The sequence below is a fragment of the Flavobacterium sp. Root935 genome (assembly GCF_001429295.1).
Taxonomy (GTDB): Bacteria; Bacteroidota; Bacteroidia; order Flavobacteriales; family Flavobacteriaceae; genus Flavobacterium.
The window spans coordinates 140,639-152,502 of sequence record NZ_LMJL01000008.1; the positions used below are offsets into that span (position 1 = coordinate 140,639).

Below are 11,864 nucleotides of genomic sequence, written 5' to 3' on the forward strand. Positions count from 1 at the left end.
TTGATATTATAATTTATTCTTGGTAATTATATGTTCCTTGTCCTCCAAAATTATCGTTCCAACCAATCGTTTGTAACAACCAAGGGTTTGAAGTTAGAGCTGTTGTATTAAGACCATTAATATAATAATTTGGATTAAATTTAATATTAACAGCTGCCCCATTAAAATTATCCATCGGCGTAATTAGTGGCGTGCGGATAAAGTTTGCATTGTAAAATGCTGCTAAAGTTGTTAATTGTGCTCCAAAATTTGCCGCATCTGGATCTGCTACTACACTTGCACGAGCAGCAGCTAAAGGATCTGTAGTTGCAGAAGTTGTTGCAACTCTATACTGCAAAAAGTTACCCGTACGTTTAGTTCCGTTAATTGGAGTCAAACCTAATTTACTCACTGTACCTCCTGTAACTCCTGGCAGAGCTTCATTATCATATAACATCCATCTTTGAACATCCCAGAAACGTTTTCCTTCGTACGCCAATTCTACTCTTCTTTCATATAAAACAGCTTCAATTGCCTGATACTTATCAGATAATGTTCCAATACCATAATTGTTTGCAGAAGGAATACCAACACGATTTCTAATTCTTCCTAAATAAGTTAAAGTACTGTTAGTCTGTCCTAAAGCTGCATAACATTCTGCAATATTCAATAATAGCTCTGCATAACGATATTCAAAAATATCTGTTCCCGAATATTGGAAGTTGGTTTCTTTACTAGCATTAATATTAGTCATTTTTCTAACGAAAGCTGGACTAGAGATTGCAGTGTTTCCATCTGAAAAACCTGCTTTATTTGAACCATCTACCCAACGGTAAGCCCAAAGAACGCTGTTAGGAGTTTCTTTACTTCCCCATTTTGAACCAGAGAAAGCAAAAGTTCTGTAAAATCTTGGATCTCTGTTCAGGAAGAAAGTAAAATCGTTATAACCGTTTGCTGCAGTTGGCCTACTACCATCTGCCATCGGAAATAAATCTATCATTTCTTTTGGAGCAGCAACTCCTCCTCCTGTACCGCCTAAACTCAATAAACGAATTCCTTTTTCCCATGAATTATTAATGGCTTGAGAAAGATTACCAGTTCCGCAAAGCTGCACTGTAATTGCTTCTGAGCAAAAAGCATTGTCAATTAAAAACATTTGTTCCCATTGTTTTGCATTACTTCCGTATAATCCGTAACCGTCTGCAGTCAATTGAGCTTCTGCTTCTAATCCAGCTTTTAAAGCTGCTTCCCAACGCTCATTTGAACCATCCCAATTTTTATTAAACAGAGGACTCGCAAATGTTAACAATACTCTTGCTTTTTGTGCCATAGCTGCTCCTCTTGTAAAGCGTCCATAAGCACCTGATGCCCAATTCCCAGGTAATAAACTTGCTGCCATATCTAAATCTTTTACGATTTGAGCTACAACTTCAGAAACTTTTGCTCTCGGAAGCTGAATCGATGGATCATCAGCTGCTGCTTCCTGAACAGTCGTAACAATTGGTACACCACCATATACGCGCATTAAATCAAAATACTGCATCGCACGCATATAGTACATTTGTCCTTTTGCCTGATCACGAAATGTTTTATCCAAATTTGAACCTTTTACATCAACTTCTTCTATAAAAGCGTTGCATTCTCTAATTCTATTATAAGGATGGTTATTAATGCTTGTTGTTAATTTTGCTCCGTAATAGCCACTTCCATCAGCGGAGTTTACAAGGGTTTTATTAGGATTAATAAAATCTTGTGTACCTCCTAGTTCCTCTGTCAATCTTGAGTTGGCATCTGTATAAGAACCAATAATTGTAGAAGTTGGTGATTTATAAGCATTGTAAAAATCATAATATTGATTATCTACATAGGCTTGTGCACGCTCTTGAGTTTGGTAGAACGTATCATCATAAAAGCCATAACCTTTCTTATCTTTTAGAAAATCATCACTACAAGAAACCGCACTTGCAGCAAGTAATAATGATAGTGTTATATATTTAAATGGTGTTTTCATAGTTTCTTTTTAATTTTGATTAGAATGATACGTTAAAATTAAGCGACCAAGTTCTAAGTGTAGGATAATTTACTGAAGAATTATCATACATATTTCTATAATGATCTGGATAAGGATTGTATAAATCCCAAAGATTATTACCTGTTATACCCAATGTTATAGCTGCAATTTTCGTGTCTGCAAAAACCTTCTTTGGTATATCGTAATTAACACTTAAGTTTCTAACAAAACAACGGAAAGTATTTAGCTGCCAGAAGTCTGATGGACTAGACATATACGTCCATTGTGCTACATTCGGATATTTACCATTTGGATTGTCCTCACCATACATATCTCTCCAGAAACTCTCACGAGACCACATATTATTTGCAGATGATGTACCTTGATTTACTAAATCTACAAAATTAGCTCCTCCCCAAGATGTTGCAATTTGGGCTCTCAAAGAAAATCCCTCATATTTAAATCCTAAGTTTGTTGTAAAACCATAAGTTCTGCTGCTGTTTGCTAATTTCACATAATCATTCTCTTTCATGATCTGTCCATCTGCTGGTGCTAAAGTTCCATCAGGATTAAGCTGACCTGCAACATCTTGATAAGCCAAAGATCCTTTTCTCATTCCTGCAGCAGAATTGATATCAAAATATCTTGGTACTCCTCCAGCAGCAGTAGCACGTTCAGTTAAGTAAGCCCAGTAATTTGCAATATCTTCGTCTGTACGCAAAATACCGTCTCCTGTTGATGTCCCTTTCCAAACTGCAAATCCCCACACTGGATTAAATGATGAATATCCCACTCGCGCAGTATTACTAGATGGAAGAACATTTCCTTGATCAGGGAATTTTTTGATTTCATTGTTATTGTAACTAAAGTTGATCCCAATATTGTAACTCAAATTACTTTTTATTTTATCACTCCAGTTAATAGCAACTTCATGTCCCCATGCATCAATTTGACCATAGTTTTGTTCAGCATAAGCTCCTCCTACAGAAATTGGCACACCTACAGCACTGCTCATATCTGTTAACATATCCTTATTTTTGTCGTAATAGAAATCATACGTTAAGCTTAATCTGTTTTTCAACAAATTAATATCAACCCCAATATTGTTTTTTATAGTAGTGTCCCATGTTACATCTCTGTTTGGATTTACTCTAGGAGTTAAACCATTTCCATTATATCCACCCCCGCTAGTAGGTGTACCAGGTCCGAACTGAAAACCTTTATCTACAATTAGGTCATAATACTGCTCCCATCTCCATGGTTGAATATTATCTTTACCTGTTTTACCAATAGAGTAGCGAATTTTAAAGAAATCAACCCACGGTACACTTTTTTCGAACCAGCTTTCTTTAGACATTACCCAACCCACTTGAACAGATGGGAAAGTCCCCCAATAGTTTTCTGGTGCAAATTTTGTGGATGCATCACTACGAAGAATAAACTGGAACAAATATTTTTGTTTGAAACTATAATTGAAACGGCCAAAATAAGATAAAGTTCCTCCTTCAACTTTTGTAGCCTGGCTATTAGAAGTGCTTAATGTTCCCGCAGTACGATAATCACCTAAGTAATCTTTTCCTGTGTTCTCATAAGCTAAACGAGTAAATGTATTATATACTTCTGAAGCTTCACCTCCTACCATTGCGCCAATCTGATGATCTCCAAAAGTTCTGTCATAGTTAATCATGAAATCTCCCTGAGTACTTTTTCCGTCTGTATTATTATAGTAAACTCTTGAGTTTCTTAGATTAGTTTCCAGAATATAACTACCTGCTGGATTAGTTGTTCCATTATAAAAACTAGGATTAGCTGCACTTGCTAAGTGTCTGTCTTGAAGTTGATAATCTCTAATTCTAACTAAATCATATGGCAATTGAATTTGTTCTGTATATGATGAACTTTGATTTCTTGAATAAGTTACCTTAAAAGATAATCCTTTAACTGCAGCTACTTTATAATTTAATGAAGCATTTACATTGAATGTATTATCATCAGTAACTTGATGTGAACCATTATTTAAATTTGCAAAATAGTTCCAGCCAGCAATATTGTTATTAGCATTTGCACTTCCGAAGTTTTTGTTTGAATTAGGAAATGGAGAAACATAATAATTTTTACCATCTATAGTTGTTTCCCAAGGCACATGTTGCGGCATATGCAGCAAGAATCCATAATCTGCTTGTTCTCCACCAGCTGCAGAAGCATAACTTCCGTCACTAATATTTGATGATGCTTTGGTAAATGATTTATCAACTGTTCCTACGTTCCCAGAAACAGAAGCAGAAAAATCTAAATTCTTAGCAATTTTTGCATTTATTCCTGTACGGAAATTCCATTTATCATATTTTTGGTTTCCTAAATTAGCATCTTGTGTTAAATAAGTTGCACCTGCAAAATACGTAATATCTTCATTACCGCCACTCACGTTGAAAGAGTGTTTTTGTTGAATAGCTGGTTTCCAAGCTTCATCTAACCAGTTATAATTTAAACCTTTCATTTGCTCTAATTCTGCAGCTGAATATATAGTTGTAGGATCAATTACAGCTGGAGCAGCCACTCTTGAATTAAAAAATCTATTACTGAAAACTCCAAACTCATAAGCATTCAATACCTTACTATGGCTAACTGCATCGTTGACAGCAAATTGACTGTTATAAGAAAATTTCGCTTTACCAGCTTTACCACGTTTGGTTTTTACCACAATTGCACCTTGTGAAGCACGAGAACCGTAAATTGCAGCAGAACCATCCTTTAATACAGTAATACTTTCAATCTCAGAAGGATCTAATCTATTAAATTGTTCCATTGTAGGTTTACCGTTACTCGGGTCAACTTGAATCATATCGTCAATGATTATTAAAGGAATACTAAAACCTCCATCTTTAGATAAACTAAAAGTTTGACGAATTTGAATAGTTCCTGATTCACCCGGACGACCTGTCCCACTAGTAACATTAACTCCTGGAACTAATCCTTTCAATGCATCAGATAAATTTGTCACAGGCAAATCCATCACATCATCTGGTTTAATTGTAGCAATCGCTCCAGTAAGTTCTTTTTTCTTCTGACTACCATAACCAACTACAACAATGTTTTCAAGTTGATTAAAATCGTCTTCCATTTTTGCATTAACTATAGAACGATTGTTAAGAGGTATTTCTGTTTTTTTCATTCCAATGAAAGAAAAAACTAATGTTGAACCACTTTTTACTTTAATCTGGTATTTTCCATTGTAATCTGTTGTAACTGAATTTTTAGTTGATTTTTCAGTAACGTTAACTCCAGGCAATAGTCCTCCTAAATTATCCGTAACAGTTCCTGTTACTGTAACTTGAGTAGAGTTTTGAGCATAACTCAGTACACTCATCAGTGTAAACAAAAGAAAACTACATCTCTTTATAAGTGCTTGTTTCATAAATGTTTTTTTTGGTTAGGTTATTAATTGTTAGTTAGTCATGTTTTAAACATGTTTTAGTTTTAATAAACTTTACTTAAAGAAATCTTAACAAAGAAGATTAAATGTCCAAAACACATTTATTTTAATATTCCAAAAATATGATGATGATACATTAGAACCGTCCTGCTCTATCCTGTTTTAATCGAGGAATGTCAAAAAAAATGCGACTAAAAAAACAATATTAATAAAAAACGAATGGAAAAAATAGACGAACCAAAATATTTAAGACAAATGTTTGCTTAAAACAAAATTTACAAACTAAATTTGATTAAAATTCTACAAGATTAATATCAAAAATAAACATATAGTATATAATCTGCAAAATAACAACCATTGTGGCTGATAAATAAGAGCTTATACCAAGCGCTTTTTTTACGAAAACGATAGAGATAAATACTAATAGTATATTTATTTTATACTACATAACCTACAAAAAAACACATTGGATAGTTACAGGACAGTATAAAAAGTTTAAATGTTTTTTATAAAAAAATTTTTTTTTTAAAAGTAAATTCTGACCAACAAAATTTAAATACTTATTTTTTATCTGTTCATTTAACAGAAATCGTCAAAAAACCCGCTAAACATAGATGTTCAGCGGGTTTGTTAAAATAAATTTCGTTGTGTTTAACCGTTACCTCTTATAATGCTTATCATTTATTCGGATTCCATCCGTTTAGGACTAAATCTCGATCATACTTTTTAATATCTTCTTTCTTCAATTGATGCGACCAAGAAACTCGTTGAGAAATCCCTTTAGCACTTAAACCTTTACTTCCAAATTCTGCATAATAAGCTGTTTTGTCTTTATCTGGAAATCTTGTGTCAATCCATGCATTCCAGCCTTCTGGAATAATATGCGAACCTAAATCTGTATTGATGAAAACAGTTTGAGCATAAGGTCTCCAAGGTCTTCCCAAAAATACTTTATCGACAAATTTGTCTTTGGCTGTAAGTTTACAATCAACGAAAACAAATCCGTAAGTCTGACCTTGCGGAGTCGAAGCTGCCGTTATATAAGAGTTCGTTAAACTTTCGATCGTACATTTATAAAAATAAGCTGTTGCAGCACCAAAAATAAAATCGGTTGTACCGTTGATGAAACAGTTTTCAAAATAGATACGCGTTTTTTCTTCAGATAAATACAGTGTATCCTGATTACCTAGAAGATTGCAATTCTTTACTATAACCCGATCACTTTTAATATGAAGCGCCACCGCCTGCCCTACTCTTCCTGCGGTATTTTCTACAGTAAGATTTTCTAGCGTACAATCATTTCCTTTTATTAAAAAAGAATACGAAGTTCCCGTTCCAAAAGCGGTCTTTCCTGATGGATCTTTTTCTCGAAGCGGTTTTCCCGAATAATCATCAAATGAAATAATCGTTTTGTTTCGATCAGTTCCTTTTAAAGTGATGAACGTTTTAGAAACTGGGATTTCCAATTTCTCTTTATAAACTCCTGGCTTTATAGTTATTACAACACGCTTCTCTGAATTGTCTTTAACATTATTAACCGCTTCCTGAATGGTTTTAAAATCTCCTGAACCATCTTGCGCAACGGTTAAAGCTAATTTGTTATCGAGCGTTTGGGCTGAAATTGAAAGTGTTGTTATTAAAAATAATGCTAGAATGTATTTCATAAAGTCTCATTTTAAAGTCTTAGATAAAGTGTATCTGTAGAGACGCACCGCAGTGCGTCTACGCGATGCTGATTTTAATTGTCACTAATAATTATTGATCTAAATGCGTAAGACGCACAGCAGTGCGTCTCTACCAAAAATAGGAATCTATTTTGCAATTTCTAATGCGACATCCAAACCGTCATTTCGCCTTTGCCTTTATTTCCCCATGCAAAATACGGAATCAATTTTACTGGTACAGCAGTTGCATCTTTCGAATTAAGCGGTTTGTACAAAGTTTTATTCCAAGAATTATCAGATTTTATTACCGCTTCTGCATCAATGCTTACTAAGTTTCTATTATTAAGTGTAAAATTGTTAGTCGTAAATTTCCAATTCACATTTAAAGCCACATCATTTACACTCGTTTTTGCAGGAAGCTGATCTGATTCTAAACAATAAACCAGCGGTCCTCTTTTTACAGCTATTTGATTTTTAACTTCTTCCACCAACGGATTGGCTTCCATCAATTCAACTGGCATTGGGAGATTTAATTCGATCACATCTCCTTTTTTCCATTTTTGGTTTAATTTTAAATAAGTGCCGGAAACGATTTTTTCATTAATATTTTGATTATTAACTGAAACCGAAGCATTCTGACTCCAGCCCGGAATTCTTATAAAGAAATTCTGCAGATCTTTTGGAGCTTTTACAATTTTCAACGTTATTTTTCCGTCCCACGGATAATTAGTTTGCTGTTCGATTTCGATTTCTTCCCCATTTAACGATTTTGTTTTCAAAGAATTACTTCCGTATAAATTTACATACAAACCCTCTTTTGAAAGATTGTAAGCATAATTTCCAACTTCGGCAACTGTTCTCGTTACGTTTGGTGCACAACAGTTTGACAATGCAATATAACCTTCACGCTCATTTCCCCATCTTTGTTGAAACGGCAGATCATTAGACACATTCAGCGGATTATTGTAAAGGAATTTTTCACCTTCCAAATCCATTCCCGATAGTACACTATTATACAATGCCAATTCTACAATATCAGCATACTTGGCATCTCCCGTAATTTGAAGCATTCTCCAGTTCCACAACACATTTCCAATATTGGCGCAGGTTTCTGTATGAGCCGTTGCGTTTGGCAATTGAAAAGGTCTTCCGTAAGCCTGATGGATTTTCTGTACTACTGTTGGATCATAAGAAGTTCCATCTGGTGAAACGCCGTCATATAAAGAACCGCAAGCACCTGTAATGTACATTTTACGATATGTTACATCATCCCAAATCGATTCCAGATTGTCTAACAATTTCTTTTCTCCTGTTTCTGCGTATAAATCGGCTACTCCCGCATATAGGTAATTTGCCCTTACGGCGTGCCCCATTGCAGTGGTCTGCTGTCTAAACGGAATTCGATCCTGATTGTCATCTGTTCCATCATTTGTAGTTCCGCGAATGTCAATTAAATTATTGGCCAGTTCCAGAAATTTCGGATTTTTAGTAGTTCTATACATTTCGACAATTCCCATATAATGTGACGGACAAATTGCATTTCGAGCCAGTTCAGGTGATGCTTTTTTGTAAAAATCATATAAGAAATCGGCAACGCCTTTTGCGATATTTAAGAAGTTGGTTTTTCCTGTAGCACGATAATGAATGCAGGCAGCAGTCATTAAATGTCCCATATTGTATTTCTCAAAACCCAATTGTTTTTTTACTTCTTCCGGCCCTAAAGTTCCCCAGCGTTCATCGATTAAAACAGGTGTATGAATGTAACCGTCTTTGCGCTGTACTTTCGCGAAAAGCGCAATAGCTTTGTCCATTTCCTGATCGAGCTTTTTGTCTTTTGTAACCGCATAAGTGGCTGCCATTCCTTCAAAAATCTTGTAGAAATCACCATCATGAAAAGAAGGCCCTTTAAATGTTCCTTTGCTTATTCCTGCTGCGATTTCGAAGTTTTTGTAAGCATGCGAAATCTCATTGTTATGATACAAATCCCACATATACGGAAGTGTATTTTTGGTTTCTACATCAAATTGTTCTTTCCAGAAACCATTTGTCCATTTTACATCTTGTAAACCAATGCTTTGCAGTTTTGAATACGGACTTTCTGAATTCGCAACCAAACCTTTGTTCTGCGACAGTAATCCAGAACTAACAAAAAACAAACTAAGGGAAACATTTAAAAAATTTTTCATTTTATAATGATTTTTAACCATATAAGAAATATAAGCTCATTTAAAATAAACTTTCTTAAACTTGAACTGCATAAGATTAAGTCTATCTTATAATTTCTTATATCACTTATATGGTTTACTATTTATTTTACAAAGAAATTAATTGTTCTGCTCATTGAATCTCCATCGGCATCTTTTACGGTTAATACGAAAGAAGCGAATCCTTTTTCAACAGTTGTAAACTGAATTTCTTTTCCTTTTAAAACTACTTTTCCATTTTTAAGATCAGAGAAAGTGTAGACAGGTTTGTTTTCATAACCTTTGAAGAAATCTCCTGCATTTAAAACTTTCTTTTCTCCTGAATTCACAAAATAATGGGGCGTTGACAGCCAATTCAGATAATTGTCTAATTGCGTAAAACCATCCTTATCTGTATCCTGATTCGCATCTGAAAAATCTCCTGCTTTTGAATTTTCGTTTAAACCAAAAGCTTTTTCCCACCAGTTTGGCAATCCGTCATGATCAGTATCCCAGTCTGAAGGACGCGTTTCTGAAGCAAAATTTGGCCATCCTCCGGCATCTTGTTCGTTGTCTATCATACCGCCAAGACCGCTTTTACTTCCTTTATAAGTGAAGGTTCCTTTTAAAGTTTCGCCAATAATTCGGTTATCGTGTTTATCAAAAAACGGCTGATTCGCCCCAACATCTGAAAGTACATTTTTATAAGCCGCTTTCGCTGACTGCGTGTCTACATACGAAGGGAAAAATGGTTTATCTACGAAAGTTTCATATTCTACTTTTTCATTATGGCTTATAGTAGATTTTCTTCCTTTATCCTGAGATTTTTCATCAAAATAACCCGGCATAATATTTCCGTTAAAGTAATAACGCTGCATTCCTTTTCCAACGCCTTCATGCTGTGCATTCAACGCCACAAATATTTTAGTTGAAGCGCCTGGTTTGTAATAATTGTTTACAAAATTCACCTCGTTTGCGCCCCCGTCTGTAGTTCTCTGTCCCCAGTTGTAAACCACATTATTGGTTATATCCAATCGGCCTGTATAATAACCGTCACCGTTTAAACCGCCGCCAATACTCCAGTTTCTGCCGTAGTTGTGAGCCAGTAAGTTATGATGAAAACTTCCAATATCGCCGCCAATTGTAGCTGCATATCCGTGCATTTTTCCTGCTTCGTATTTATCATGACCTGCCACATTCAACGCTTCAGAAATTAAAGTTCGCTGCAGCGTAATATGATGCGCACCACGCGAACTAAACGATTCGTCAATTGTCCAACTGATCGAACAGTGGTCAATAATACTGTAATCTGCACCCGTTAATCCCATTCCGTCAAAAGTAGTACCGCCTCCAATTCTCACTTTTAAGAAACGCACAACACCATCATTTCCAGTCAACCCGATTGGTGCTCTGCTGATGGTAATTCCTTCGCCCGGCGCTGTCTGCCCCGCAATTGTAATATAAGGCTGATTTGCTACTAATCTCGATTCCAGTTTTATATTTCCCGAAACAGTAAAAACAATTGTTCTCGGCCCGATTTCCTGATTGATGGCATCACGTAAACTTCCTGGTCCGTCGTCATTTAAATTGGTTACTTCAATTACTTTTCCGCCGCGTCCTCCAACAGCATAACGGCCGTAGCCTTCTGCTCCCGGAAATGCCAATTGTGCAGGCTTGAACGACCACACATTTCCTAAAGTTACTTCGCCATTTGAATCCACTTCATCCACTCTCCAGTAATAAGTGGTACCTGAATATAAATCTGAAACCGTAAAATTTTTATCTGCCAATTTTCCTTTGAATTCTTTTGAAGATTCTGTTGCATTTTCTACGGCATTTTTATCTTCGCCAAAATACAACTTATGAGCGGCCACATTTTTTACGGCATCCCATTTTAAAGTTAGAGTTTTCCCCACTTCAACATGTTCATCACGGTTTCTTGGTTCAGGAGTACGCGCCTGATTCATTAGGTTTGGAGTGTCAATTTCAAAACCATTGATCACGATTTGTTTTATAACATCAGGATTGGAAGTTGGATCGATTTCAAAACGAACAATTACATCTTTGCCTTTTTCTGCATTAAAAGTGATATACGCCATCGCTGCATCAATTTTAGCATTGGCTCTCTGACTCGCATTTACCGTTTGCTGCAGTTTTCCGTTTACGAATATTTTTATCGGAGAAAAAGTTTTTCCTGTAATGACATCAAAAGCGTTATGAAAAGTTAAAAGAGTATGCTTTCCTGCTTTCAATCCGCTGATTTTCAATTCTAAATTTTCAGAAGTTACTAAACCGTCACTTCCTAATCTGTTGTAATGCGGTGCACTCATTCCAACTTTGTACCACTTAGAAGTAAAATTTCCTTTTAACTTAAATGACACATTATTAAATGATTTTTCAGCTTCTTTTCCTTCATTGATAACCCAAGAATCATAACTCGGATCATGAACTTCTTCTAGTCTTCTTTGAAAAAAGTCAAAATCGACTTTTACTATTTGTTTATCAGTGTTCTGCGCTGATTGTGCTTGTCCGTTTGTGGTCAAAATCAAGGACAGAAAAGCAGCGCTTATTAATTTCTTTATCATTTTTGTTTG

The 11,864-nt window shown here is 35.4% G+C and carries 5 protein-coding genes; all 5 read right to left on the reverse strand.

Annotated features, from left to right (window positions below):
• Window positions 1–13: 13 nt before the first annotated feature.
• Complete coding sequence (locus ASE40_RS06145) at window positions 14–1,990, reverse strand: RagB/SusD family nutrient uptake outer membrane protein (RefSeq protein WP_057116089.1); 1,977 nt, start codon at window positions 1,988–1,990, stop codon at window positions 14–16.
• Window positions 1,991–2,009: 19 nt separating this feature from the next.
• Entirely contained in the window at window positions 2,010–5,405 is a 3,396-nt protein-coding gene (locus tag ASE40_RS06150) for a SusC/RagA family TonB-linked outer membrane protein (protein WP_057116090.1), read from the reverse strand.
• 695 nt (window positions 5,406–6,100) lie between these two features.
• Entirely contained in the window at window positions 6,101–7,087 is a 987-nt protein-coding gene (locus ASE40_RS06155) for a pectinesterase family protein (protein WP_057116091.1), read from the reverse strand.
• A gap of 161 nt (window positions 7,088–7,248) precedes the next feature.
• Window positions 7,249–9,273 carry a glycoside hydrolase family 127 protein gene (locus ASE40_RS06160; RefSeq protein WP_057116975.1) on the reverse strand — a complete coding sequence of 675 codons (2,025 nt, stop codon included), beginning with the start codon at window positions 9,271–9,273 and terminating at the stop codon, window positions 7,249–7,251.
• A 122-nt stretch (window positions 9,274–9,395) separates the two neighbouring features.
• Window positions 9,396–11,855, reverse strand: coding sequence for a polysaccharide lyase family 1 protein (locus ASE40_RS06165; RefSeq protein WP_057116092.1), 2,460 nt, complete (start codon window positions 11,853–11,855; stop codon window positions 9,396–9,398).
• Between the last annotated feature and the right edge of the window lie 9 nt (window positions 11,856–11,864).